This is a genomic window from Sorangium sp. So ce385 (assembly GCF_051474135.1).
Taxonomy (GTDB): domain Bacteria; phylum Myxococcota_A; class Polyangia; order Polyangiales; family Polyangiaceae; genus Sorangium; species Sorangium cellulosum_D.
In genome coordinates this window covers 9,374,946-9,399,591 of record NZ_CP150337.1, presented here as the reverse complement: position 1 = coordinate 9,399,591, position 24,646 = coordinate 9,374,946, and the positions used below count along the sequence as shown (strand labels likewise).

Here is a 24,646-nt window from a genome sequence, read left to right as displayed (position 1 = left end):
CGGCGCGCCTCCACGCGCTGGGACGCGCCGCCGCCGATGTACTAGGCTCGCCCCGTGCCGCGCGCCCTCCCCTCGCTGCTCGCGCTCCTCGTGCCGCTCGCCGGCTTCGCCTGCGCGTCGCCCTCGCTCCCGGATCCGAACGAGGCGGTGCGGGCCTACGCGGACGCGGCCGCGCGGGGCGACGCCGACGCCATCTACGGCATGCTGAGCGAGCGGAGCCGCACCGCGATGTCGCGCGAGGAGGTGCGGCGGCGCGTGGCCGAGGCGCGCGCCGAGCTTGCCGAGCAGGCCAGGAGCGTCACGGCGCCCGGGGTGGTGATCAAGACCCGCGCCCGGGTCCGCTACCCGGACGGCGAGATCGCGACGCTGGAGCTCGACGACCGCGAGCGCGCCTTCCGGATCTCGGCCGCCGACGCGCTGCCCGCGGGCGGCCGCACGCCCGAGCAGGCGCTCGAGCAGCTGCGGCGCGTCCTCGCGCGCCGCAGCTACGCCGGCCTGCTGCGCGTCCTCATGCCGGCGACGCGCAGCGCCATCGAGAGCGACCTCCGCTCGCTGGTCGAGGGGCTCGCCCAACCCGAGGGCCTCGAGGTCCGGATTGCGGGCGACTCCGCGACGGTTCAGATCCCTGGTGGGCACGAGGTGAAGCTCCGGCGCGAGGCGGGTGTATGGCGGGTGGAGGACTTCGATTGACACGGCAGCTCGGCGCCGCCGGCGGATCCGGGCGCCGCCGCCTGGCCGCGGCGATGCCGCCCCGCCGCCTGGCCGCGGCGGCGCTGGTGCTGGTCTCGGCGCTGCTCCTCGCGGCGGTGCCGCGCCCCGCGCGCGCCTTCGGCGAGGAGGGGGCGTGGAACCCGCGGCCGCTGCTCACGGGCAACGCGCGCTGGGAGGGCGTCCGCGCCACCGCGCCGGCGCGCTGGTCGTTCGAGCTGGAGCGCCGGACGAGCGCGCCGGCGCGCCGCAACCCGACCACGGTCCGCGCGGACGACCCGGCGCTCCTGGCCGAGCCGTTCGCGCTCTGGGGCGGCGAGGGCGACATCCCGCCGCTCACCGAGCGCGAGGTCTTCGGCCTGCGGCGCTTCCTCGCGCTCGGCGGCGTGCTCTTCGTCGACGATTTCGCCCCGGGGAGCGGCGCCTTCGGCCGCGCCGCGCGGCGCGAGCTCGCCCGCGTCCTGCCGGAGGGCTCGCCCATCCCGATCGGCACGGAGAACGTCGTCTTCCGTTCCTTCTATCTCCTCCCGCGCGCCGTCGGCCGCGTCGAGGGCCCGCAGAAGCTCTCGGCCATCGTGCGCGGCGGCATGCCGCAGGTGATCTTCTCCGACCACGACCTCGCCGGCGCGCTGGCGCGCTCGGACGGCGGCGGTCCGAGCGTCGAGGTCACGCCCGGGGGCGAGGCGCAGCGCGAGCGCGCGTTCCGGCTCGCGGTGAACATCGCGATGTACGTGCTCTGCTCGAACTACAAGGACGACCAGGTGCACGCGCCGTTCCTGATGCGCCGCCGCGCCGTCGACGACACGCGACCCCGCACCGCGCCCCGCGGGGCGCCCTGAGCCGATATGCCGGATCACCTCGTCCCCGCGCCGAAGCTGGTCTGGCAGAACGACTACTACACGGTCCTGGTCGACGCGCAGCTGGGCATCGTGTGGAACGTGCGCAGCAGCAAGCCGTTCGCCTCGCTCGAGGAGCTCGACACCATGATGGGCGGGGTCGTCCGTTACATGGAGGGGATGGACCGCCCGCGATATTCCCTCCTCCTCGACATCCGCGCCGGCCCCGGCCGGAACGATCCCGAGTTCGAGGCCGCCATCAGCCGCCTCCGGCCGCGCTGGTTCCACGGCTTCCGCAGGATCGGCATCCTCGTGCAGACCGTCGTCGGCGCGATGCAGGCCCAGCGCTATGCGCGGCAGGACGGCATCCGGCGGATGATCACGAGCGACGAGGCCGCGCTCCTGCGGTACCTCACGCAGCCGTGAGCCTGCCCGGCGGCGCCGCGAGCGCGCTCCGCGGCCCGGCATGATGGTTGCTGAGACACCTCGGGACGAGGTGACCTCATGAGGCACGGTTTTCTCTTTCTCGGAGCATCCTTTGCGGCGATCGCGCTGCTGAGCCGTCCAGCGATCGCATCGCCCACGCTGTCCGGAGACGTCGATGTCGGCCACGCCGTCGGGGAGGCCGCCGACTGGAACGGCGCGACGTTCGGTATGACAGCGCGAGCAGGGTACGAGGTCAATCTGGGCAAGGGCCTCTTCCTCGCCCCCGAGGCCGGCGTGGGATTCCTGCACATCGCGCAGGGAGACGGCGTCGCCGACGGCTCCGCGATCCTGCCGTCGAATCCGTCGGTCTTCCGTCTCCTCGGCGGCCTGCGCCTCGGCGTCGGCGAGCGGATTGTCCCGTCGCTCTTCGTGCGCGGCGGGTACGCGTGGATCACCGGAGAATCCGACGGCCACACGCGCGCTGCGCAGGCTCCGCTGATGGATGTCGGTGTGGCCGTGGATGCCGCGGTGACGCCCCTGTTCCGGCTCGGCGGGCACGCCGGATTCGACGCAATGTGGGCCAGAGAGTATGGCGGCGCCTTCACGTCGCTTCACCTCGGCTTCACGGGCACGCTCGTGTTCGACGCGCACGACGGACGGAGCCCCGAGATGACCGCGGCTCGCTAGGAGCTGCCGTGCGCCGGGTGCCGTGAGCGCGGCGCGTCGCCGGGCTCATGGCATCCCGTTCGAGGAGCTCGACGTCACCGCCGGGCGTGGCGCATGGCGTGCGCGATGCCGCTCTGCAAGGTGCTCAGCGTGGTGATCCCGGAGAGGTCCACGCCGAGCGTGACCAGCGTCTGCGCCACCTCGGGGCGGACGCCCGTGAGCACCACGCGGGTGCCGAGCAGCTGGGCCGCGCGCGCGGTCCGCGTCAGCGCGTCCGCGACGTGCGTGTCGACCGCGCGCACGCCGGTGATGTCCAGGATCGCGGTGTGGGCGCCCTGGCTGCTGATGCCGGAGAGCAACGTCTCCATGATCTGCTCCGCGCGCCCGGTGTCGATCGTCCCGACCAGCGGCATCGCCACCACCCCGTCGGCGAGCGGGATGAGCGGCGTCGACAGCTCCCGCAGGGCGGCCTGCTGCGCGGCGATGATCTCCTCCTGCAGCGCGGCCCGCTCGGCCTCCGCGCGGCGCAGGGACGTGATCTCGGTGACGATGCCGCCGAGGCCGATCGGCGCGCCGCGCTCGTCGAGGATCGGGAACTTGACCGTGAAATAGTGGAGCAGACCGTTCACGGTCTGCAGGGCCTCTTCGAAATGCATGACCCGCCCGCCGGCCATCACCTCTTGCTCCTTCGCCGCGAGCATCTCCGCGATACCGGGGAACAGCGCCTCCCTGTCGTCCCTGCCGATGAACTCGATGGCGTGCTTCTCCACGGGCTGGGACTGCGCATAGGCGCGGTTGGCGAAGACGTAGCGTCCCGCGATGTCCTTGACGAAGATGAAGCTGCGCGCGTTGTCCACGAGCTGGAGGAGCATCTGGTAGCGACCGTGCACCGTCCGCTCCCTCCGTCGCTGGTCGCCCGTGTCGTCGACGATCGCGGCGATCTCGCGCGCGTCGCCCCGGTCGTCGCGCAGCACGGCGTAGGTCCACCGGCAGCGGAGCGCGTGCCCCTCTCTCGTCCTGGCCTCGCTCGATGCCGCGGCGAATCGGCTCTCCGCCCGCGGGGAGTCGAACGCCCGCACCGCGGCGGGGGACACGGGATCCGCGGCGACGAGGTCGGCCAGCCTGCGGCCGAGGGCCTCGCCCGCGCTCCACCCGAAGAGGCGCTCGGCGCCGTCGTTCCAGTGCGTCACCGTGCCATCCGGGCGCCAGTAGATCACCGCCGGCACCGCCGTGGGCAAGCCGTCGAGCGCGGCGTGATCGCCCGCGCTCGCCGCGCCGTCCAGCGCCGCGCCGTTCGACGCCGCGCCGTTCGACGCCGCGCCGTTCGACGCCGCGCCGTCCAGCGCCGCGCCGTTCGACGCCGCGCCGTCCAGCGCCGCGCCGTTCGACGCCGCGCCGTCCAGCGCCGCGCCGTTCGACGCCGCGCCGTCCAGCGCCGCGCCGTTCGACGCCGCGCCGTCCAGCGCTGTTCCGTCCGGCGCGCGCCCGTTGGATCGCTCTGCCAGCGCCTTCTCCAGCGCCGCGACGCGCGCGCGTAGCTCCGCGTTCTCTTCTCTAAGCCGCCCAGCCTCGCTCAGATCTTCGCGCACCATCGGCCAGATTCGAGCCTACGCGGGGCATCTCCGGCGTTGCAAGGTTGCTGTAGGCCGTTTGACGTTGCCTCTCAGGTCGCAGAGATGGCGCTGCGCTGGGGCGCCCGGCGTCGATGTGAGCGCCGGGCTGGGACACCCCGGCCCGATGTACTAGGCTCCGCCCGTGTCGCGCGCCCTCGACTCGCTGCTCGCGCTGTCGCGCTCCCACGCCGCCGGCGCACCCAGCGGGCCTCCCTCCTCGCCCTCACCCGCTCTCGCTCCCTCGCTCCCGGAGCGGCCGTGACCCAGCGCCTCGCGCCCTCGGGCGATCTCTCCTCGCCGCTCGTCGCCGTCGCCTGCGTCGTCGCCGCGCTGAGCTTCGGGCTGCTCGTGCTCGAGCTCGTCCGCGCGCGGGGCCGGACCGCGGCGGGGTCGGGCGGCTTCCGCGGCGCGGCGCTCGCCACCGCGATCACGGGCGCGTTCGCCGTGCTCTGCCTGCTCGCCGCCATCCTCCGCCCGGTCGCGGTCACGTCGCGCGGGAGCCTCGTCGGCCCGAAGGTCGTGGTGCTGGTCGACGGCTCCCGGTCCATGGACCTGCCCGGCCTCGCGGGGACCCGCCGCGACAGCGCCGAGCGGGCGCTCGCGGAGCTCGGGAAGCGCGCCGACGTCCGGCTCTCCCGCTACCTGTTCGGCGAGGGGGCGCCGCTGCCGGCCGACGGGCAGGCCGGCGATGGCGTCGGCCCCGCGCCGGCGTCGACGCCGGGCGGCAGCGCTGGCCCCGCGCCGGCGTCGACGCCGCGCGCGGACGCAGGCGCGGCGGCGCCCGCCGCTCCGGCCGCGCCGCCCGCGCGAGGCCGGCCGCAGCGCCGCTCGGACCTCAGCGCCGCGCTCGAGGCGCTCGCCCGCGCCGCCGACGAGCGGCCGTCGGCGTTCGTCGTCGTCTCGGATGGCCGCCTCGACCGCCCCGGCCCCGAGGACACCGCCGCGGCGACGCGGGCCGCGCTGGAGGGGCTCGGCGTCCCGGTGCACACGGTCGCGACGGCGACCGAGTCCCTGCGCGACGCCAGCGTCCGCGCGGTCCGGACCTCCGGCGCCGCCGTCGCCCACCAGCCGCTCTCGCTCCGCATCGACATCGGCTGCAGCGGCGGCCTCGCGTGCGACGCGGTCCCCGTCGTCGCGCGCGAGCTCCGCGAGCAGGGCGCGCCCACGACGCTCGCGACGGGCACGGCGCACGTCGAGGGGGGCGTCGGCACGGTCGAGCTCGGCGTGACGCTCGATCGCGCCGGCACGCGCATCCTGGAGGTCGCGATCGACGCGCCGGACGGCGACGAGCTCCCCGAGAACGACGTCCGCTACGTCACGCTCGACGTCGCGCGCGATCGCATCCGGGTGCTCCACGTGGCGGGCCGGCCGACGTACGACGTGCGCGCGCTCCGGATGTGGCTCAAGGCCGACGCCTCGGTCGACGTCGTGGCGTTCTTCATCCTGCGCACCCCGGGCGACGAGGTGAACGCGTCCTCGGACGAGCTCGCGCTCATCCCTTTCCCGGTGGACGAGCTCTTCAGCGTGCACCTGTCGAGCTTCGACGCGGTGGTCCTGCAGGACTTCGACGCCAAGCCGTACGGCCTGACCAAGCACCTGCCGGCGCTGGCCCAGTACGTCGACAAGGGCGGGGGGCTCATCATGGTGGGCGGCCCGAACGCCTTCGTGCCGGGCAACTACGCGCGCACGCGGCTCGCCCGCGTGCTGCCGGTCGATCTCGACATCGGCAGCGCGCCCGGCGTGGATCTCGGCGCCTTCGTGCCGCGCATCACCGCCGCGGGCCGCGCGGCGCCGGTGCTCGCGCCGCTGCTCGCGCTGATCGGCGACGAGATGCCCGAGATGCCGGGGACCAACGTGGTCGGCGACCCGCTCCCCGGGGCGACGGTGCTGATGACGCACCCGACCCGCACGACGGCCTCGGGCGCGCCGATGCCGGTGCTCTCGCTGGGCGAGCACGAGAGCGGCCGGACGATCGCGCTGACGCTCGACGGCAGCCACCGCCTGCTCTTCAGCGCGTTCGCCTCGAGCTCCGCCGGCCGCGCGCACGGCGCGTTCTGGGACGCGTTGCTCGGCTGGCTCATGCGCGACCCCCGCTTCGAGCCCGCCGCGATCGAGCCGCGCGGCGGCTGCCTCGCGGGCGAGGAGACGACGCTCGTCCTGCGCCCGCTCGCCGGGCAGCGGGGCGAGGCCAAGGTGACGATCGCCCGCCTCGGCAGCGGCGCGGTCGTGCGGACGCTGAGCGCGCGGATCGGCGAGGGCGGCGAGCCGGTCGAGCTCGCGGCCGGCCGCCTCGAGCCCGGCGGTTACGCGGCCACGGTGGAGATCGTCCCGGCGGAGGGCGCGGGCGACGCGAAGGGTGCGACCACGCGGCGCGACTTCGCGTGCGAGCGCGGCGGCGACGAGTGGGCGGATCCGCGCCCCGACGTCGCCCGCCTGGAGGAGATCGCGCGGGCCACGGGCGGCGCGTCGGTGCTCCCTCCGGACGCTGGCTCGCTGCCGCTGCCGGCCGCGACGCAGGTGGCGGCCGAGCGCCACGTCGCGCCGCTCCTGCCCCCGTGGGTCTGGACGCTCGCGGCGGCAGCGGCCCTCGGCGCGCACTGGATCGTGCGCCGGCGCGGGGGGCTCGCCTGAGGCGCGACGAGCCCCGTTGCGCGGGGCGGCCCGCGCGCGGGCTACCCGCCTCGCCTCACGGCAGCCACGGCTTCTCCAGCGGATCTGCCTTGTCGCCGACCCAGACCCTCAGCACCCCGAAGTTGTCGGGGTTCCCGGTGAGGAGCGCGTGGTTCACGATGAGCAGCGTCTTCGCCGCGTCGTTGAAGGCGACGTTGGCGGGCGCGTCGAGCGGCACCTCGTCCCAGGGCGAGCTCTCGATGCGCGACACCTCGTCCCCGTCCTCGTCGAGGATCGAGATCGCGTTGGCCGCGGCGAGCGTGACATAGAGCTTCCCCGACTTGCCGAACGCGATCCCGTCGGGCGCCTCGCCGGCGGCGTAGTCGTGGACCAGCTCCAGATCGACCTCCTCGGGGGCGTCGACGAGGGGGAGCCGGTAGATGGACCCGAGGCTCGGATCCGCCAGGGAGAAGGTGACCGCGAAATAGACGTGCTCCCGCAGCGGATCGAGCCTGATCCCGTTGACGCCGAACGGCTGGGGGCCCCCTCCGACGAGCGCCATGCTCTGGAACCAGATCTCCGGCGCGCCGCCGCCGGGCGCATAGCGGAAGATCGTCGCCTGGAGCGAGTCGGTCACGTAAGCGTAGCCGTCCTCGTCGAAGACGATGTCGTTCGGGATCGGCGGCGTCTCGAAGGGCACCGGCGAGCACGCCTCTCCCGGCGTGGCCGTCGCGCACGGCGGGAGATCGGGCAGCGGATCGCCGTAGCTCTCCTGGACATATTGATGTCCAGCCTTCGTGAAGCGCAGCAGCCCGAGCTGCGTGCTGAGCGCGTAGACGCGGCCCGGGCCATCGACCGCGATGCAGCTGAGCGCATGCTCCGCGTCGAGCGCCTCGCCCGCCACCGTGATCGTGCTCTTCAGGGCCCTGCTGTCCCTGTCGTAAACGACGATCTTCGACGGCCCCGATCCCGCGGTGCCGAACGTCGCCGGACCCGACACGAAGACCCGATTGCCATCGACCGCGATCCCCTCAGGGAACCCGGGAGGCGTCGGGAACGTCGCGAACGGCCTGATCGGACCGTGCCATGGCGCCATCGCCCAGGCCGGATCCGAGACCAGCGCCGATGCGACGGAGAGGAGCGACAGCGCGCCGCAAACAAGCCCCGTTTTGCTGGAGCGGGATAGTTTCGACTGCATAAAATGCGACATGATCCCTCCTGGGTCCGTGGCTCACGGACCGGGGTTGTCGAAGTGGACGCTCGAAAGAGACGCTGATGAACGCTATCGAGAAGCCAAGGTGCGATCGGCCCGGCCTCGTCAGGACGAAGACGCGTCCATGATGGCTGGAGTATATGCCGATAAGCCAATCGGCTGTCGAGATAATTTTCTTTGGTCTCTGAAGTCTCGGCAGCCTCGGTGATGCCGGCTGCGCGGCACGGTTAGGTTACAGTCTTTACTATGAATGCATCTGCGCACTTTCGCATTCATGTTTTTTGCGCCCCCGCTGAACCACGTGCCCCCACGTGCTGACACGTGTGTGTAACAGGCGGATGTCGCCCTGTTGCCGGCGCCGTTGGACAGCCGCTGGATTGCCGCCGGATTGCGGCGAGTTGCCGTTGGATTGCGGTTAGTTGCCGCCCGATTGTCCGATTGCCATTGAATCGCGCGCCGAGCACTGTTTCGTCGGCGCGGGCTCGGCGCGATGCGCCGGCGTCGGTCACGCGCGCGCGCCGGTCACGCGCGCGCGTCGGGCAGGCCGCGCGACGGGGGCAGCGGGAGCGCGGCCCCGAGCCGGGCCAGCTTGTCGGGATTGCGCATGAGCCAGATCGCGTCGATGCCGGCGGGCGAGGCGTCGAGGCCGACGGCGGTCGCGAGCCGCGCGCCCTCGTAAACGAGGAGGGCGGGCGCGCCGTTGACCGACGCGACGCGGGTGACGATCGCGCCGGCGCCCTTCCGCCACAGGCCGATGATGTAGCGCGTGATGCGATCGCGGCCGCTCAGCACCCGGCGCGCCGCGCTGGCCTTGCCGCCGGAGTCCGGGGTCACGCTCGCGCCCTCGGCGAGGATCGCGGCGAGGGCGCCCGCGTCGCCGCGCGCCGCCGCGTCGAGGAACGCTTCGAACAGGCGCCGCCGCTCCGCCTCCGTGGCGCGGAACCGCGGCTGGCGCGCGGCCACGTGCTCGCGCGCCCGGTGCACGAGCTGCCGGCACGCCGCAGGCGAGCGGCCGAGCGCCCCGGCGAGGGCGTCGAACTCCCAGTCGAACACGTCGCGCAGGATCAGCGCGGCGCGCTCGAGCGGCGACAGGCTCTCGAGGACCACGAGGAACGCCATCGAGATCGACTCGACCCGGTCCATGCGCGCCGCCGGGCTCTCCGCGCCGGCGCGCTCGCCCGGGTAGCCCGCCGCGGCCCCGCCGACGTCGAGCAGATCGCCGGTCGGCACGGGCTCGGGCAGCCACGGCCCCACGTACGCCTCGCGCCGCGCGCGCGCCGACTTCAGCACGTCCAGGCAGAGGCGCGTCACGATCGTGGCGAGGTACGGCCCCGGCGCCTCGGGCACCTCCCCGGCGGACCGCGCGCGCAGGTACGCCTCCTGGACCACGTCCTCGGCCTCGGCCGCGCTGCCGAGCATCCGGTAGGCGAGGCCGAAGAGGGAGCGCCGGTGCGCCGTGAAGCACTCGGCGCTCACGCCCGCGGCGGCGCTCATGTCGCGGCCCCGGACGGGAGCCGCTGGCCGGGAGCGGCGGCGCCGAGCGATCGCGCGCCCCGCGGCCGTCGCGCCTGCCCGGGCCAGCCGTGACCGCCGGCGCGGAGCGCCTCGAGGCGGATCGCCGCGACCGTGAAGCGGCAGACGAGCTCCTTCGCCCACGCGCCCAGGCGGCCGGTGATCACCCGATCGAGCGGCCTGTCCCGGGGATCGACCCGCTGGATGAGCCCGCGCTGCCGGCCGAGGCTGATGCACTGGATGAAGAACGCGAAGCGGAACGGCGGCGGCGGCGCGTCGCCGGCGAGCGCGGCGACGACGCTGTCCGCCGCGTACGCGGCCTGCGGCATGGCGGTGGCGCAGCCCATGCGCAGCGGCGCGCCGTCGCCGTCGAGCACGGCCGCGGCGTCGCCCGCGCCCCAGATCTCCGGGTGCGCGGGCGCGCGGAGCCACCGGTCGACGGCGAGCCGCCCGCCGGCCACGGTGGCGAGCCCGGAGCTCTCGGCGAGCGCCGCCGGCCGGAAGCCCGCGGCGAGGACGACGATGTCGGCGGCCAGGCGCTCGGCCGCGCCGGCGCCCGGGGCGGCGCCGCTCGCCTCCGGGGCGACGGCGAGGCCGCTCGCGTCGACGGCGACCGCGCGCGCGCCCTCGCGGATCGCGACGCCGAGCTCGCGGAGCGCCCGGCCGACGTACGCGCGCCCGCCGACCGACAGGCCCTCGCCGACGCGCCCGCGCGTCGCGAGCGTGACGCGGAGCGCGGGGAACGCCTCGGCGATCTCCGCCGCGGTCTCGATCGCCGTGAGCCCGCCGCCCACCACGACCACCCGGCCGCCGGGCGGCGCCGCGCGCAGGCGCTCCTGGAGCGCGCGCGCGCTCGCGGCGTCCGCCACGGAGAGCGCGTGCTCGCCGCCGCCCGGCACGATCTCCTGCGCCGCCCCGCTGCCGGGCGCGTACACGAGCGCGTCGTAGCCGAGCCGCCGCGTCTCGACCCCGGCGTCCCCGCCGCCGGCGAGCTCCACCTCGACCGCGCGCGCCGCCGCGTCGATCCTGCGGGCGCGGCCGAGCACGAGCTCGATCCCCCGCGCCCCGAGGAGCCGCGCGAGCTCGATCCGGCGAGGCGCCTTGCCGGCGGCGAGCTCGTGCAGCCGGATCCGCTCGACGAAGAGCGGCGACGGGTTCACCAGCGCGACCGAGACCGGCACGCGGCGGCGGGCCGCCTTGCCGGCGATCCGCAGCGCCGCCGCCACGCCCGCGTACCCGCCCCCGATCACCACGACCCGGGCGCCGCCGGAGACCTTCGTCCCGCCCTGCTTCCTCTCGTCCATGAGTTCCTCCCGCCCCGCAGCCCGGGGCTCGGCGGCAAGACGAGAGGGGGGACCCGGTTGTGACATGGCGGTCGCCGGATTCGTCCGGAGCCCGCGCCTACGGCCGCGACGGCCACTTGACGGGCGTCGGCACGAGCCGCGGCTCGTTGGTCCCGTCGCCCAGCTCGCCGTTCCGGTTGTCGCCCCAGCAGCGCATCTCGCCCGTGCGCCTGAGCGCGCAGGTGTGGTCCGCCCCGAGGGCCAGCTCGACCACGTCGGTCAGATCGAGCGGCTGCGGGGTGAAGGCGGGGTCCTGCGTCCCGTTGCCGAGCTGCCCCTTCGCGTTGTCGCCCCACAGCAGCGCCTGTCCGTTGGCCAGCACCGCGCCGGAGTGCTTCGCGCCGAGCGAGAGCCGGCTCACGTCCGCGAGGTCCGGGATCTCGCGCGGCGCCGCCTCGACGTTCACGGTGCCTGTCCCGAGGCGGAACTGCGCGCCCTCGCCCCAGCAGGAGGCCGCGCCGGTCGCCGGCGCGGCGCACGTGTGCAAGGCGCCCGCGGCCGTGATCGCGACGCTCGTGAGGCCCGCGATGGTCACCGGGACGCTCGACGGCTGGAAGTTGCCGGAGCCGAGCTGACCGCTCTCGTTGTGGCCCCAGCAGCTCATCAGGCGCTCGCCCATCCGCTCGATCATGCCCGCGCAGGTGTGCGACAGGCCGGCGCTCACCGAGGCCACGCCGTCGAGGACCACGGTGGGCTCGAACTGATCGGCCTCGTCCCCGTACCCGAGCTGGCCGGAGCTGCCCTCGCCCCAGCACCAGAGATCGTGCGACGTCGTGACCGCGCAGGTGTGGCTCCCGCCGACGGCGACCTGGGTCGCGCCCGCGAGGTCCTTCGCGCGCACGGGGGAGAGGGCGTTCATCGCCTCGCCGTCGCCGAGCTGCCCGCTGTTGCCTGCGCCCCAGCACGCCACGGCGCCGTCGGTCAGCACCGCGCAGGTGTGCGAGCGCGCCGAGGAGATGCTCGTCGCGACCGTGTCGGCCTCGCCGCCGAGGCCGACGACCTGCCTCGGGATCGGCCGATCCTGCTGCTGCGTGCCGTCGCCGAGGTTGCCCCAGGTGTTCCTGCCCCAGCACCAGACCGTGCCGTCGCTGAGCGCCGCGCAGGTGTAATCGGTGCCGGCCGAGATGTGCTTCGGCACGACGCAGGCGCCCCGCACGCACTGGCCGCTGCACGGCTTGTCGCAGCTGCCGCAGTGGGAGAGGCTCGTGAGGAGGTCCTCCTCGCAGCCGTTCTCGGGGTCTTTGTCGCAGTCGCCGCGGTCCTCCTCGCACGCCGGCGACTGGCAGACGCCGTCGTTGCAGCTCGGCGTGCCGCCGAAGGCCGAGCAGACGACGTCGCACGCGCCGCAGTGCTCCGCGTCCGTCTTCGTGTCGACGCAGGTGTCGCCGCACACCTCGCCGCCGCCCGGGCACCCGCCGCCGCTCCCGCCGCCCCCGCCGCTCCCGCCGCCGGTGCTCGAGCTCGTCGACGCGTCGGGCGGGCGCGCCGTGAACTCCTTGCCGCACGCGCCGGAGGCGACGGCGACGGCGACGGCGGCGGGCACGTACGCCGCCGCGAGGGGCAGCGAGGCGAACGGGAGCCGGCTGGCCCGAGGTCGATGCGTGGAAGCCATGGAGGGCGGTGTTTCCCTTGCGTTGTGGCGCGGCGGCGCCGTGGGGGCGCGACGCGCGCGCGCCGCATTCTAGACGAAGTCGCGCGCCGAGATCTCGCCTCGCGCTGCGCGGGAGGCGCGCCTGCCGCGTCGATCAGTGCGCGGCGACGAGCAGGTCGTCGATCGGCGGCACCTTCTCCAGCACGCCGAGGTCGGCGAGCTGCTTCGCGAGCGTCTCCCAGCGCTCGCGGGTCATCACGCCGATGCCCTTCTCCTTGGTCTCCGGGGTCTCGATGAGCGGCCGCTGCGCCTCCGCGGCGGCGACGAAGGTCTCCGCGTCCATCGACGTGTTCAGCTTGGCCATGACCTCGTTGGCGCGGGTCGGATCGTGCAGGTAGGTGCGCCAGCCCTCCCGCGTGGCGCGGATGAAGGCGCGGACGCGCTCCGGGTTCTCCTTCCAGAGCGCCGCGCGCGTGATCACGACCACCACGTACGGGTTGAACCCCTCGCTGGCGACGAGGAACGCGGCGGGATCGCTCCCCTTGCGCTTGGCCGCGATCGGCTCGGCGGTGATGAAGCACTGCTGCGAGAAGTCCTTGTCGGCGACGAAGCGGGCGACGCCGCCGTCGTACGGCACCACCTTCACCTTGTTGAAGCCGTACTTCTTCTTGAGGTACGCGGCGTACGGCAGCCCCGGCTCGATGGCGAGCGTGCCGCCCGACGTGAGGATGTCGGCGATGCCCTTCGCGCCGCGGCTCTCGTGGGTCATGATGGCCTGCGGCGAGGTCTGGAACACGGCGAAGAGGGGGAGCACGTCCGCCCCGCGGGCGCGGGCGGTGAGCACCTCGTCGGCGCCGGAGAGGCCGAAATCCACCTGCCCGCCGGCCACCATCTGGACGACCGGCACGCCGGCGCCGCCGCCGAGGATCTCGACCTCGAGCCCCTCCTTCGCGAACGCGCCCGACTCGCGCGCCGCGTAGAAGCCGCCGAACTCGGGCTCCGGGACCCAGTTGAGCGCGAGCTTCACCTTCGCGGCCGGCGCGGCCTGAGCCGGCGCTGCCGACGCGCCCTGGGCGGGCGCCGCAGGCGCGCCCTGGGCGGGCGCGGCCGGCGCGCTTCCCTGCGGGGAGGGGGCCGAGGAGCGGCCGTCGCCTTCGGGCGACGACGAGCGCGAGCAGGCGGGGGCGAAGAGGGGGACGGCGACGAGGGAGGCGAGGCGCTGGAGGGCCAGCCGGCGGCTGTCACGGGAGTGCATCAGCGATTGATCTCCGAAGGATGCCAGCGCCGCAAGAGCCGCTTGCCGGCGAGGTCGACGGCGCCGAAGAGCGCGAGGCCGAGCGCGGAGGCGAGCAGCACGGCGGCGAAGAGCAGATCCGTGCGCAGCTGGCGGTAGGCGGAGAGGACCAGGATGCCGAGGCCGGCGGCGTCCTCCGAGAAGCCGGCGACGAACTCGCCGACGATGGCGCCGATGACGGCGAGGCCCGCCGCGATCCGGAGCCCGGTCACGATGTGGGGCAGCGCCGAGGGGAGCTCGAGCTTGCGGAGCATGGCGAAGCGGCGGGCGCCGTAGAGCCGGAAGAGATCGCGCAGCGCGGGCTCGACGGAGCGCAGTCCGGTGAGCGTGTTCGCGATCACCGGGAACACGGAGACGATGAACGCCGAGACCGCGACCGCGCGCAGGCCGGGGCCGCACCAGAGCACGAGCAGCGGGGCGATGGCGACGATCGGGACGGTCTGCAGGAAGACGGTATAGGGGTAGAGCGCCCTCTCGAGCGGGCGCGACGAGGCGAGCGCGATGGCGGCGAGCACGCCGACCGCGGCGCTGAGGCAGAAGCCGGCGAGCGCGGCCTTCGCGGTGGTGGCGGCGCCCGCGAGCAGGGTGGCGGCGTCCCCTGCGCCCGCGCGGGCCACGTCCGAGGGGGGCGGCAGGAGGTAGGCGGGGATGCCGAGCGCGCGGGCGAGCACCTCCCAGAGCACGAGCACGAGCACGAGCGCGGCGAGCGGCGGCGCGACGGCCTGGAGCAGAGTGGGTCGCACGGCTCGAGCCTCATAGCGCGGGGTCGCCTCGCCAGGAAGAGGCCTGGCGGAGGAAATCCGGCCGGCGCGCGGGCGCGGCCCAGGCACGACGGCCCGAGCGCGCAGCGGAGAGAGCGACTCGACGCGAGGAGACGCAGAGGCGGAGACGCCGAGAGCACAGCGCGGAGGGGCTGCGTCGAGGGCCCTCTGCGATCGAGGAGAGATGGGGTGGAGAGCGACGCATCGTGTGGCCGGTGCTCGCCCGCGATGGCGCTCTATGCGTCCGGAACACCCGCGGCTGCGGGAGGAAGGAGGGGCTCTGGTGAAAGGGGGCTTTGTCGAGACGGGGCGTGAAGGGCGCTGAGCGCGGCGCCTCCCCGACTACTTGCTCTTCTTGGCAGGCGCGGCCGGAGCAGGCGACGCCTTGGCGGTCGCAGCTACCTTCTTCTGGTTCTTCTCCGCCGCGTCCTGCTTCTTCTGTCGCTCTTTGGCCTTCGGAGATTTGTCACCCATGGGAGCACCGCCTCGGTGGATGCGTTGTTAAAAATCCACCTTGAGCGAGGCTAGCACCAACTCCGGTGGCGGCGTCACGAACTTTGTACTTCGCGATCGTTCACGTCTCGCCGTCTCGCTGCCTCATCGCCTCCGCCGCGTGGATAGGCAGGACGGTCGGAATACGGCGAGCCCTTCAGCATGGCCGCCTGCTTTCTCCGCGCGAAGCGCCGCTGGCGCCGGTGTCCACGCCGTGGACACCGGCCGTCTACCGGCTGGGCGCTGGCGGGGCCTCCGGCCCCGAAAGTCGCCAAATACCAGGGCTTTCGACCCGGCACCGGGCTTGCTGAACCGCCCGAGCGAAGGGCACCGGGAAACCGCCGTGGTCTGCCGGCGTTCACCGGGCCCGAGGGGAGCCTGTCATGAGAGCCACGTACCGAAACGATGAGGACGTCGCGCGTTTGCATATCGAGTCGCTCCTCGCGCGCCACCGCCGTCAGGTCGACGCCATCCCGGAGCACCTCCGTCGCCTCTACGCCCGCCGCGTCGCCCGGTCGCTGGCCGGCCAGGTCGCCCTCGGCGGCGCGGTCCTCGTGGCCATGGCCGCGGCCGCGCCCCCCTTCCTCGGCGTCCTCGACGACGGCGCCGCCACGATCACGCTCCTCGCCGCGTGGGCGACGTCCGCGCTCGCCTACGTCGTGGGCCGGGAGCTCGCCGACGGGAGGCTCCGGCGGGCGCTCTCCCGCGAGATCCAGCAGAGCGGCGACGTGCACGCGGATCGCGCGAGGCTCGAGGCCGCGGCGCCCGAAGCGTGCGTGCGCGCCATGATCGACGCCGAGGAGCGCCGCAGCGTCGCGCTCCCTCTCGCCGGCGTCGTGATGCTCGCGCCGCTCACGCTGCACTTCGCGCTCTACTGCTGCTTCGGCGGCTGGTTCGCGACGTGGCGCGAGATGATCGAGGACTTCGACGGATGGGTGCGCCTCTCCCTGGTCCTCGTCGGCCACGTGCACGCCGTCGTCGCGTACCTCGCGTTCCGTCACGCGCGAGAGATCCACGCCGCGTCGACGCCCGATCTCGCCGCCGGCGCTCCCCGGGGCGCGGTCCGCGCGCTCGGCTACGCGGCGCTCGCGAGCCTCTTGCCGGGCGGGGTTCTCTACCTCATCCCGCCGCTCATCGTCCTCGCCACGGGCGCCGTGATCCTGCCCGTCTTCGCCCTCGCCCGCCGCCTCGCCCTCGCCGAGCGGCAGCTCATCGAGGCGTGACGCGCGCGCTCCGCGGCCCTCTCTTGCCGGCATGCAGGGGCGGCGCTAGGAACGCCCCGCGTGTTCAAGGCGATCCTCTGGGACAACGACGGCGTCCTCGTCGACACGGAAGGGCTCTACTTCCAGGCGACGCGCGAGACGATCGCGTCGGTCGGCGTCGAGCTCACCGCCGAGGACTACCGTCAGCTGTTCCTCGTCGAGGCGCGCGGCGCCTGGCACCTCTGCAGCGCGCGCGGCGTCGACGAGGCGGGGGTGCGGCGGCTGGCCGACGAGCGGGATCGCCGGTACCTCGAGCTCATCGCGCGCGGAGATCCCCTGTTGCCGGGGGTGCGCGAGGTCGTCTCCGCGCTCGCCGCGCGCTTCCGCATGGCCATCGTCACGAGCAGCAAGCCCGAGCCGTTCCACCGCGCGCACGCGACGACGGGGCTCCTCCGGTGGTTCGAGTTCGCGCTCACGCGGGAGCAGTACGCGCGCGCAAAGCCGGATCCCGAGCCGTACCGGGTCGCCTGCGAGCGGCTGGGGCTCGCCGCGCGCGACGTGCTCGTCATCGAGGACTCCGAGCGCGGGCTCCGGTCGGCCAAGGCGGCGGGCCTGACGTGCTGGGTCGTCCCGTCGCCGCTCACCGCGCCGTCGGACTTCACCGGCGCGGACGCGGAGCTCGGCTCGCTGCGCGAGGTGCTCGAGCGACTCGGGGGGGCTCGAGCGTGATCTCACGCGCGCACGATGAGGTAGCTCACAGCGCCAGCCCGCTCACCCCCGCCGCCGCGCGCCGCGACCCGCGGACGAGTGGATTTTTGCACGACCCCGCCGAGGAGCGCAGGAGCTTCTGGCGGTTCGTGAGCGGTTCGTGGCACCTTCGGGCCCGTGGCTTCCGGTGACGGCATCTCGTTCATCGAGCTCGTCGTCCTCGGCTGGTCCTCGGCCACCGCGGCGCCGACGCCGATCCCCATCCGCGTCGACTTCGACGCGCCGGCCGACTGCGCGACGGTCGACGATCTCTACGAAGCCATCCACGCCCGCTCGGATCGCGTGCGGAAGGCGGAGGACGGAGAGGGCGGTTGGGGCCTCCGCGTCCGGCTGACGCGCGCCGGGTCCGGGGTCCACGGCGAGCTCCGTGTGATCCACGAGCGCGGCGAGACGGATACGCGCACCGTCGATGCGACCTCGTGCGAGGTCGTGGTCCAGGCGCTCTCGCTCACCGCGGCGCTCGCGCTCGACGAGGCGGCCGAGGAGACCGCGCCCCTGCCGCCGCCCCCGCGGCCCGCGCCGCCCCCGCCGCGGCCCGTCCCACCGCCGCCCGCGGCCCCGCGCCTGTGGCCGCCGATCACGTTCGGGGTCGGCGCGCAGCTCCTGGTGACGCAGGTCGTCTCTCCCTACGCGAGCTTGGGCGGCGCGCTCGTCGCGCGCGCGACCGCGCACACGGGCGGCGCGCTGAGCCCTTCGCTCGGGCTCTCGCTGAACTACGCCCGAAACGACATCCTGCAGGGCACCGACAACGCCTTGATACATTGGGCGGCCGCTGCCCTCACCGCCTGCCCCCTGCGCTGGCAGATCGCCGATGTCCTCAGCGCAGAGCCGTGTGTCGTGGTCACCGGCGGTTGGTTCACGGCGACGGGGCAAGACCTGTCGCACCCGCGCTCCGCCGTGCGATCGTGGTGGAGCGCCGGGGCCCTCGCGCGCGCCGCCGTGCCGCTCGGCGGGGGCACCGCCATCGAGATCGAGGCGGGGGCCGGCGTGCCGCTCATTCGTCGGAGCTTCACCATTTCCCTGCCGGCGGAAACCGTCGCCGAAACTCCTGCGATTTCGCCGCTGGCGGGCGTCGGGATCGTGCACAGCTTCTGAGGCTGGACTTCCGTGATCACTTCGATGCAGCCTGGGAATTATGGGACATGGACGTCATCTGGAAGCAGCGCGTCGCGGAGGCTGCCCCTCGCAACCCGGGGCACCTGGTCCGCTCTAGCTGCTGCCGGGCATCGTTCCTTCGGAACTCTCGTCCACGCGTCTCAGGCCTCGCCTCGCGTTGAGCGGAAACATGGTCGTCGAGGTCATGACATCGCCTGCTTTATCTGACCTGGAGCCGGCGAACGTGAAGCCTTCGGCAGAGAGCTTGAGACAGCGGGACGCGCGGCTGCGCCGGATGGTGGACGCCCATCTTGACTTCATCGGGCGGGTGCTCCGCAACGCGGGGACCCCGGCCGCCGAGATCGACGACGCGGTGCAGCGCACCTTCATCGCCGCAGCCCAGCGGCTGGACGACGTCCGGCCGGGGGCGGAGAAGAGCTTCCTTCTCCAGACCGCGCTTCATGTGGCAGCCCACGCGCGACGCAGCGCTGCGCGTCGGCGGGAGTTTCCGGCGGCCGAGCCGCCGGAGGTCGTGGACGCTGCGACACCGGAGCAGCTTACCAGCCAGAAGCACGCGCGGCAGATGCTAGACCAGGTCCTCGACGAGATGGAGTCGGACCTGCGGACCGTGTTCGTGCTGTACGAATTCGAGGAGATGAGCATGGTGGAGATCGCCGGCGTGCTGGGGATCCCGCAGGGTACCGTGGCCTCTCGGCTACGAAGGGCCAGGGCCGATTTTCGAGAGCGCGTCCGAGCGCTCGAGCTCGTTTCGACGAGCGAGGTGAGACGATGAGCGAACCACGCCGCCTGCTGGAAGAGAGCGACAGCCCGCTCGAGCGCGCGCTGCTGAGCGCCGGCGCGTCGTACCAGACTTCACCGGAGACGCGCGCGAAGACGCTGGCCGCGCTGGGGCTCGCCGGCGCCGCCGCGCTCTCGGCCAGCGTCGCAGCGCCCGCCGCCGTCTCCGCGGCGGGGACGGCCGTCGCGTCCTCGTCGGTCGCCGTGAAGCTCGGCTGGACCAAGATCCTCGTCGCGCTCTCGACGGTGGGCGTGCTGGCCGGCATCCCCGCCGGCTACCTCGCCTGGCGCGGGTATCAGGCGCCGGAGCTCGTCGCGGTCCACCGCTTCGGCGGCGCGCTCGTGGGTCCGGTCGAGCGGGCCGCGGCGCGCCCGGCGCCCGTGGCGGCCGAGCCGGCGCCCGTGGCGCCGGTGGAGGCTCAGCCGGAGGAGATCCCCGCCCCGGCGCGCGCCGGCAGCAGCGGCGGCGCGGCCTCCAGGGTCGACCCGAAGCCCGCCTCCTCGAGCGCGGCCCTCAAGGCGGAGCTCAGCGCGCTGGACGCGGCGCGCTCGACGCTGGCGAGCGGGAACGCGCAGGGCGCGCTCACGCTCCTCGACGCCTACTCCAAGGAGCATCCGCGCGGCCGCCTCGGGCTCGAGGCCGAGGTCCTGCGGATCGACGCGCTCGCGAAGAGCGGCCGGCTCGACGCCGCGTCGCAGCGCGCGAAGGCGTTTCTACAACGACATCCGAACAGCGTGCTCGCCTCCAGGGTACGACGCTATGTAAACGATTAAACTCCGGGTCATGCACTGTCCCGTCCTCCTCCGCTTGTTCCGCGCAGCATCGGGCATCGCCTGTGGCTCGTTGGCGCTCTGCGCGCTGCCCGCGTGCGGGAACACGGTGGACTGGCTCGGCCACGACCGGATGTCCAGCGACGAGCTCCGCCCGCTGACCGGCCCGCAGGACTACCCCAACGCGCTCAGCGACGTGCTGGGCAAGTCGGACGAAGAGATCGCGTCGAAGATCGAGGCTACCTTCCAGCAGCTCTTCTACGGCGACAAGTTCAACGAAGCCATTTTCTACACGGACGCCTACGACGCCGATCGGGCGTACATCTGGGACACCCTGCACGGGCAGGTGCGCACCGAGGGCATGGGCTTCGGGATGATGATCACCGTCCAGCTCGACAAGCAGGACGAGTTCGATCGGCTCTGGAGATACGCCAAGGAGTGGCACGAGCACACGTCCGGCCCCAAGCAGGGCTATTTCGTCTCGTTCTGCGACGTGCCGTGGAGCGAGAAGCCGGTGTTCTGCTCCGATCCCTTCGGTCTCCAGCAGCTCGCGATGGCGCTGCTGTTCGCCCACGGTCGCTGGGGGAGCGACACCGGGACCATCGACTACGGAGCGGAGGCGATCGCCTTGCTCGAGGTGATGCAGCACAAGGAGGCGCTGAACGGGGGCGTCGATGACGGCGTGACGAACATCTTCGACCCGGAGACGAAGCTCGTCTTCGACGTCCCGAACGTCGAAGCCGCGGACACGACCCGCCCCTCCGTCGAGATGCCGGCCTACTACGAGCTCTGGGCGCAGGCCACGGGCGACCCGTTCTGGTCCGAGGCCGCGGAGAGCGCGCGCGAGCACTGGAGGCGGACCGCGCACCCGATCACCGGGCTCATCCCGGTGCGCGCCCACTTCGACGGCACGCCGGTGACCGGCTCAGCGAACTTCGATTCGGAGTCCTACCGCACGCTGCTGAACCTCGCGCTCGACCAGATCTGGTTCGGGGTCGACCCGTGGCAGGTGGAGGAGGCCAACCGGCTGCTCGCGTTCTTCTCGCGGCAGGGCATCGACTGGTACGGCGGGGCCTACACGCTCGACGGCGTGCTGATCGAGGCCAGGGACCCGGCGCTCGTCGTCACGAACGGCGTCGTCGGCCTCGTCGCGACGACCGAGGATCGCGCCGAGTACATCGAGGCGGCGTGGGCGGCCGAGCCGGCGACCGGACTGCCGCGCTACTACCCGGGGCTGCTCCACCTGCTCTCGCTGATCACGCTGAGCGGGCAGTTCCGCGTCTACTGACCGAGGGCGCGTCCTGCCCCGCGATCGCGCGGGATCGCTCGTGACCCAGGCCTCGACGGGCACATCGCGGCTCGGGTGCTGCGGCGTCGCGCTCGGCGGGCTCATGCGAAGCGGAGGTGGAGGACGGGCGGCGCACCTCCGTCCTGGGACAGGCGAGGCACCCGGCTCGCGTCGCGCAGCGCTCGCCCGAGCGCGGTCGAGGCGTCGCCCCCGCAGAACGGGCGGAGCCGCGGATAGCGCGCCACGGAGCCGTCCAGCGAGGGGAGCTCCAGGCAGGCGCGCGACCGCGGCGGGATCCGGAGCGGCGGCGGCGCCTCGCGATCGAGGATGAGCTCCGTCCCCGGCGAGAGGCGCAGGGAGGCCCGCGTGAGGAAGGCGTCGACGACCTCGGGCGCCTGGCGGACCAGGGCGCCCTCGGCGATGAGGAGCGTCGGCACGTCGCCCGCGCCGCGGAGGCAGTCCATCCAGCCCGTGCACGCGATCGAGCAGCACCGCGCGACGGCGTGGCGGTCCGACGCGTGGCCGAGGCGATGCGCGCACTTGAACTCGGCCAGGGGGGGCGGGTCGAGCTCCACCCAGCGGAGCGTCCCGTTGTCGACGCGCGAGAACCGCGTGCAGAGCCCGGGGTCGAGCGCGATGACGAGGCCGAGCGGGTTCCGCGCGACGTAGTCGCGGACGAGCCGATCGATGGCCATGGTGCGCACGGTCGAGGTGCGGAGCGCGCGGGCGTCGAAGCCCGCCGGGTCCACGTCGAGCGAGGCCAGCATCGCCTCGGCCCACGGGTCGGCGAAGCCGAGGTCCGGAAAACGCACCCGCGCCTCGGCGCGCCCGACCAGCGAGAGCACCGCGTCCCTGGAGACCGGCGTGGAGATCATGCGCCCTCCGCGCGGCGCGGGGCGCGAGGTCGCGCGAGCGCGCGCGCCCCCCGGGGCCGGCGCGTCACGACGGCACCCCGCCGCTGCCTCGGACGACCTCGGCGACGAGCGCGCGCTCGAGGCGCAGCACCGCGGCCTTCTCCGGGAGCTTCGCCGCGAACAGCCCGCCGAGGAGCGTCACGAGCTTGTCGTAATCGGGCGCCTGCGCCTTCCAGTTCGCGATCGGGTACGCCTCGTAGAGCCCGCACGTGAGCCGCGAGGGCGTCAGCACCGAGACGCGCGCCTCCGGGTGCCAGAGCTGGAGGTGCCAGAAGCCGCGCGCGACGAAGTACTCGAACATCCGCCCGACGAAGAGGCGCACCTCCCAGCCCGCGACGACCAGGGCGAGCTCGCGCTCGCGAGGATCGTGCGGCGGCGGCGGCCAGCCGTCATCCCGCGCGCGCTCCGCGAGGCGCGCGGGATCGGACCGGAGCGGGGGATCCACGGCGAGCGGCGCGCGCGAGCTCACGAGAGCTCCGCCGGGGGCGCGTCGGACCCGGGGAAAGCGGCGAGCGCTGCGCATGGGGACGGGCTTGGGGCAGGGGGCATCTCTTGGCTCACGTGGGCTCCGTTGTTGATATTGAAAGTGATGTTCAACTTCGATAGATGGCCGCCTTGTTGGTGTCAAGTGAAAACGGCGCCGGCTAGAATGCGCGCCGATGGCACAGTTCTGTCGTTTCTCCGGCGCTTCGCGGTCCTTTGCGGTCCTCGCCCTCTGCGCGTTGCCGGCCGTTGCCTCGGGCGCAGGCTGCGGTGTCGCGGACAGCGTGACGCCCCCCTTCGACGTCGCGCCGGAGGGAGCGGGCGGACGCTCGAGCGGCGAGGGCAGCGGTGGCGCGCCGAGCGGCGCCGCGGAAGACGGGGGCGCCGAGGTCGACGGGGGCGCCGCGGTCGACGGCGCCGTGGGCGAGCCGCCCAGGGTCGTGAGGATCATCGCGATCGGCGACACCGGCGAGGGCAACCTCGCGCAGCACCAGGTCGCCGATCGCATGAGCGAGAAGTGCCTCGCGGTGGGGGGCTGTCACGCCGTGATGATGAACGGCGACAACTTCTACGATCACGGCGTGCTCGATACCGGCGACGCGCAATGGGGGCCGAAGTTCGAGCAGCCCTACGATCGACCGGGCCTGAACGGCCTCCCGTTCTACGCGGTCCTCGGCAACCACGATCACGGCCCCAGCAGCAGCGGCGTGCGGCAGGCGCAGATCGATTACTCGCTGCTGCCGGTGGGCGACGGGCCGGGAACGCGGATGACCGACAAATGGCGCATGCCCGCCGCGTATTACGATGTCCGCGTGGGGTTCGTTCATCTCTTCGGGATCGATACCGTCGACTTCACCTCCGATGAACAGGCGGTCGACATGAGCGCGCGGGTCGCCGCCTCGGACGCCCGGTGGAAGATCGTCTTCGGCCATCACCCCCGCTACACGTCGGGCGCTCACGCCGCCGACAATCAGCTGCTCGGGCTGGACGGGATGTTCGCGATGCAGCGCGCGATCTACTGCGGGGCCGACATGTACATGTGCGGCCACGACCACAATCTCGAGCTCATCGACAAGGGGCGCGACGAGCTCTGCCCGGATACCTATTTCGCCGTCAGCGGCAGCGGCTCGAAGACCCGCCCGAGGCTGGCCTCGGCCGCGAACGAGCCGGGGCAGCTCTTCTATAACGACGAGACCGAGGCCTTCGCTTACCTGGAGTTCGAGGAGAACGTGCTGCGCTTCGAGTTCATCGACAAGCAAGGCGCGTTGATCTACGCGAAGACGATCACCAAGTGAGCTGGCGAGGCGCGCGGCCCCGGCCGGCCGGCGGCGTCAGCGCCGCTCGCCCTCGCGGGGCGCGCCGGCGCTCGCGCCGCCGTCGGGGCGCTTCCCGAAGGAGAGGGTGCTCTCGGTGCCCGCGAGGATCCGCCGCAGGTTCGGGATGTGCTTCAGCCAGATGAAGGCGCAGAGGAGGAGCGAGAGGCACAGCACCGGGGCGCCCCGCTCGCCGAGGAGCCAGAGGAGCGCCGGCAAGGCGAGCGCGCCGGCCAGGGAGCCGGCCGAGACCATGCGGGTCGCCCGCACGACGATCGCGAAGACGGCGAGCGTGGCGAGCGTGGCCCGCGGCGCCAGCACGAGCAGCACACCGCAGGACGTCGCGACGCCCTTGCCGCCCCGCATCCCGAGGAACACGGTGTAGTCGTGCCCCAGCACCGCGGTGAGGCCGCCGGCCGCCGCGACCCACCCGCCCGGCGCGGCGGAGACCCAGGACGCGAGGGGACCGACGACGAGCGCGCCCTTCGCCATGTCCGCGGCGAGGACGGCCAGCCCGGGCCCCCAGCCGAACGCGCGAAGGACGTTCGTGGCGCCGATGTTCCCCGAGCCCATGGTGCGGAGTTCGACGCCTTTGACGAACCGCGCAAAGAGGTAGCCTGTCGGGATCGCTCCGAGGAGGTAGGCAAGGACGAGGTAGATTGCCGTCATCGGGCGCCTCCGTGTCCGCGCGCGCCACGGCCACAGCCAGGGCCATGGGTGTGTAGCATGGCGCCGCGCGAGGCGCGCTTTTCAGGGTCGGTGTCGCGCGGGCGATCGTGGTACTCTGCGACCATGGTGCGTCGTGACGAGACCGAACCCGGACCCCGCTCGCGGGGCGAGGGAGCGGTCTCACGCTGCACGTCTCCAGCGGGTGCGAGTCCCGTCCGGGTAAGCGCCGGAGCGCCCGGTAGCAGGCCCCAGGTTCGCGGGGGAGACCCCGCGGCCCGAG

At 73.6% G+C, this 24,646-nt stretch carries 23 protein-coding genes; 12 read left to right on the top strand and 11 right to left on the bottom strand.

Features of this window, described 5'->3' with window-relative positions; translation table 11 throughout:
* Nucleotides 1–54: 54 nt before the first annotated feature.
* The 4 genes from WME83_RS34120 (at nucleotide 55) to WME83_RS34105 (ending at nucleotide 2,657) form a co-directional block, all read left to right on the top strand.
* Nucleotides 55–690, top strand: a complete 636-nt coding sequence (locus WME83_RS34120; protein WP_437313894.1) for a hypothetical protein — start codon at nucleotides 55–57, stop codon at nucleotides 688–690.
* A complete protein-coding gene (locus WME83_RS34115; protein ID WP_437313893.1) occupies nucleotides 687–1,547 on the top strand; it encodes a DUF4159 domain-containing protein in 861 nt (286 codons plus the stop codon). The genes WME83_RS34120 and WME83_RS34115 overlap by 4 nt, the downstream gene beginning before the upstream one ends.
* A 6-nt stretch (nucleotides 1,548–1,553) precedes the next feature.
* A complete protein-coding gene (locus WME83_RS34110; RefSeq protein ID WP_437313892.1) occupies nucleotides 1,554–1,970 on the top strand; it encodes a hypothetical protein in 417 nt (138 codons plus the stop codon).
* A 78-nt stretch (nucleotides 1,971–2,048) separates the two neighbouring features.
* Complete coding sequence (locus WME83_RS34105) at nucleotides 2,049–2,657, top strand: hypothetical protein (RefSeq protein WP_437313891.1); 609 nt, start codon at nucleotides 2,049–2,051, stop codon at nucleotides 2,655–2,657.
* Nucleotides 2,658–2,731: 74 nt separating this feature from the next.
* Here the strand turns inward: WME83_RS34105 and WME83_RS34100 are convergent, their stop codons facing one another.
* Nucleotides 2,732–4,228 carry a PAS domain-containing protein gene (locus WME83_RS34100; protein ID WP_437313890.1) on the bottom strand — a complete coding sequence of 499 codons (1,497 nt, stop codon included), beginning with the start codon at nucleotides 4,226–4,228 and terminating at the stop codon, nucleotides 2,732–2,734.
* A 279-nt stretch (nucleotides 4,229–4,507) separates the two neighbouring features.
* On the opposite strand from WME83_RS34100, the gene WME83_RS34095 reads away from it, so the two are divergent.
* Complete coding sequence (locus WME83_RS34095) at nucleotides 4,508–6,880, top strand: glutamine amidotransferase (protein WP_437313889.1); 2,373 nt, start codon at nucleotides 4,508–4,510, stop codon at nucleotides 6,878–6,880.
* 55 nt (nucleotides 6,881–6,935) lie between these two features.
* On the opposite strand, the gene WME83_RS34090 is transcribed toward WME83_RS34095, so the two are convergent.
* The 7 genes from WME83_RS34090 to WME83_RS34060 all read right to left on the bottom strand — a co-directional run bounded on the left by WME83_RS34090 (nucleotide 6,936) and on the right by WME83_RS34060 (nucleotide 15,047).
* Complete coding sequence (locus tag WME83_RS34090; protein ID WP_437313888.1) at nucleotides 6,936–8,057, bottom strand: SMP-30/gluconolactonase/LRE family protein; 1,122 nt, start codon at nucleotides 8,055–8,057, stop codon at nucleotides 6,936–6,938.
* 537 nt (nucleotides 8,058–8,594) lie between these two features.
* Nucleotides 8,595–9,566 carry an RNA polymerase sigma factor SigJ gene (gene sigJ, locus WME83_RS34085; protein WP_437313887.1) on the bottom strand — a complete coding sequence of 324 codons (972 nt, stop codon included), beginning with the start codon at nucleotides 9,564–9,566 and terminating at the stop codon, nucleotides 8,595–8,597.
* On the bottom strand, nucleotides 9,563–10,888 hold the full coding sequence (locus WME83_RS34080; RefSeq protein WP_437313886.1) for an NAD(P)/FAD-dependent oxidoreductase: 1,326 nt from the start codon (nucleotides 10,886–10,888) through the stop codon (nucleotides 9,563–9,565). Before WME83_RS34080 ends, sigJ begins: the two co-directional genes overlap by 4 nt.
* Before the next feature lie 97 nt (nucleotides 10,889–10,985).
* A complete protein-coding gene (locus tag WME83_RS34075; protein WP_437313885.1) occupies nucleotides 10,986–12,539 on the bottom strand; it encodes a hypothetical protein in 1,554 nt (517 codons plus the stop codon).
* 133 nt (nucleotides 12,540–12,672) lie between these two features.
* On the bottom strand, nucleotides 12,673–13,773 hold the full coding sequence (locus tag WME83_RS34070; RefSeq protein ID WP_437313884.1) for an ABC transporter substrate-binding protein: 1,101 nt from the start codon (nucleotides 13,771–13,773) through the stop codon (nucleotides 12,673–12,675).
* Nucleotides 13,773–14,555: an ABC transporter permease gene (locus WME83_RS34065; RefSeq protein WP_437313883.1), complete on the bottom strand. Its 783-nt coding sequence runs from the start codon at nucleotides 14,553–14,555 to the stop codon at nucleotides 13,773–13,775. The genes WME83_RS34070 and WME83_RS34065 overlap by 1 nt, the downstream gene beginning before the upstream one ends.
* A gap of 360 nt (nucleotides 14,556–14,915) precedes the next feature.
* A complete protein-coding gene (locus tag WME83_RS34060; protein ID WP_257792738.1) occupies nucleotides 14,916–15,047 on the bottom strand; it encodes a hypothetical protein in 132 nt (43 codons plus the stop codon).
* A 401-nt stretch (nucleotides 15,048–15,448) separates the two neighbouring features.
* Between WME83_RS34060 and WME83_RS34055 the strand changes: the two genes are divergently transcribed.
* From WME83_RS34055 to WME83_RS34030, 6 genes are all read left to right on the top strand, one after another.
* Nucleotides 15,449–16,288, top strand: coding sequence for a hypothetical protein (locus tag WME83_RS34055; RefSeq protein WP_437313882.1), 840 nt, complete (start codon nucleotides 15,449–15,451; stop codon nucleotides 16,286–16,288).
* 60 nt (nucleotides 16,289–16,348) lie between these two features.
* On the top strand, nucleotides 16,349–16,996 hold the full coding sequence (locus WME83_RS34050; protein WP_437313881.1) for an HAD family hydrolase: 648 nt from the start codon (nucleotides 16,349–16,351) through the stop codon (nucleotides 16,994–16,996).
* Nucleotides 16,997–17,152: 156 nt separating this feature from the next.
* Nucleotides 17,153–18,130, top strand: coding sequence for a hypothetical protein (locus tag WME83_RS34045; protein WP_437313880.1), 978 nt, complete (start codon nucleotides 17,153–17,155; stop codon nucleotides 18,128–18,130).
* A 190-nt stretch (nucleotides 18,131–18,320) separates the two neighbouring features.
* On the top strand, nucleotides 18,321–18,923 hold the full coding sequence (locus WME83_RS34040) for an RNA polymerase sigma factor (protein WP_061624392.1): 603 nt from the start codon (nucleotides 18,321–18,323) through the stop codon (nucleotides 18,921–18,923).
* Entirely contained in the window at nucleotides 18,920–19,702 is a 783-nt protein-coding gene (locus WME83_RS34035; RefSeq protein WP_437313879.1) for a hypothetical protein, read from the top strand. The genes WME83_RS34040 and WME83_RS34035 overlap by 4 nt, the downstream gene beginning before the upstream one ends.
* A 10-nt stretch (nucleotides 19,703–19,712) precedes the next feature.
* Nucleotides 19,713–20,987 (top strand): glycosyl hydrolase family 8, encoded by a 1,275-nt coding sequence (locus WME83_RS34030; RefSeq protein ID WP_437313878.1) that lies wholly within the window; start codon nucleotides 19,713–19,715, stop codon nucleotides 20,985–20,987.
* A gap of 101 nt (nucleotides 20,988–21,088) precedes the next feature.
* Here the strand turns inward: WME83_RS34030 and WME83_RS34025 are convergent, their stop codons facing one another.
* Both WME83_RS34025 and WME83_RS34020 read right to left on the bottom strand, forming a co-directional pair.
* Nucleotides 21,089–21,862, bottom strand: a complete 774-nt coding sequence (locus WME83_RS34025; RefSeq protein ID WP_437313877.1) for a class I SAM-dependent methyltransferase — start codon at nucleotides 21,860–21,862, stop codon at nucleotides 21,089–21,091.
* 64 nt (nucleotides 21,863–21,926) lie between these two features.
* Nucleotides 21,927–22,370: a hypothetical protein gene (locus tag WME83_RS34020; RefSeq protein WP_437313876.1), complete on the bottom strand. Its 444-nt coding sequence runs from the start codon at nucleotides 22,368–22,370 to the stop codon at nucleotides 21,927–21,929.
* A gap of 298 nt (nucleotides 22,371–22,668) precedes the next feature.
* Between WME83_RS34020 and WME83_RS34015 the strand changes: the two genes are divergently transcribed.
* The gene (locus tag WME83_RS34015) at nucleotides 22,669–23,679 is read left to right on the top strand and encodes a metallophosphoesterase (RefSeq protein WP_437313875.1); all 1,011 of its coding nucleotides are present in this window, start codon (nucleotides 22,669–22,671) and stop codon (nucleotides 23,677–23,679) included.
* A gap of 36 nt (nucleotides 23,680–23,715) precedes the next feature.
* On the opposite strand, the gene plsY is transcribed toward WME83_RS34015, so the two are convergent.
* On the bottom strand, nucleotides 23,716–24,366 hold the full coding sequence (gene plsY / locus WME83_RS34010) for a glycerol-3-phosphate 1-O-acyltransferase PlsY (RefSeq protein WP_437313874.1): 651 nt from the start codon (nucleotides 24,364–24,366) through the stop codon (nucleotides 23,716–23,718).
* Nucleotides 24,367–24,646: the final 280 nt, after the last annotated feature.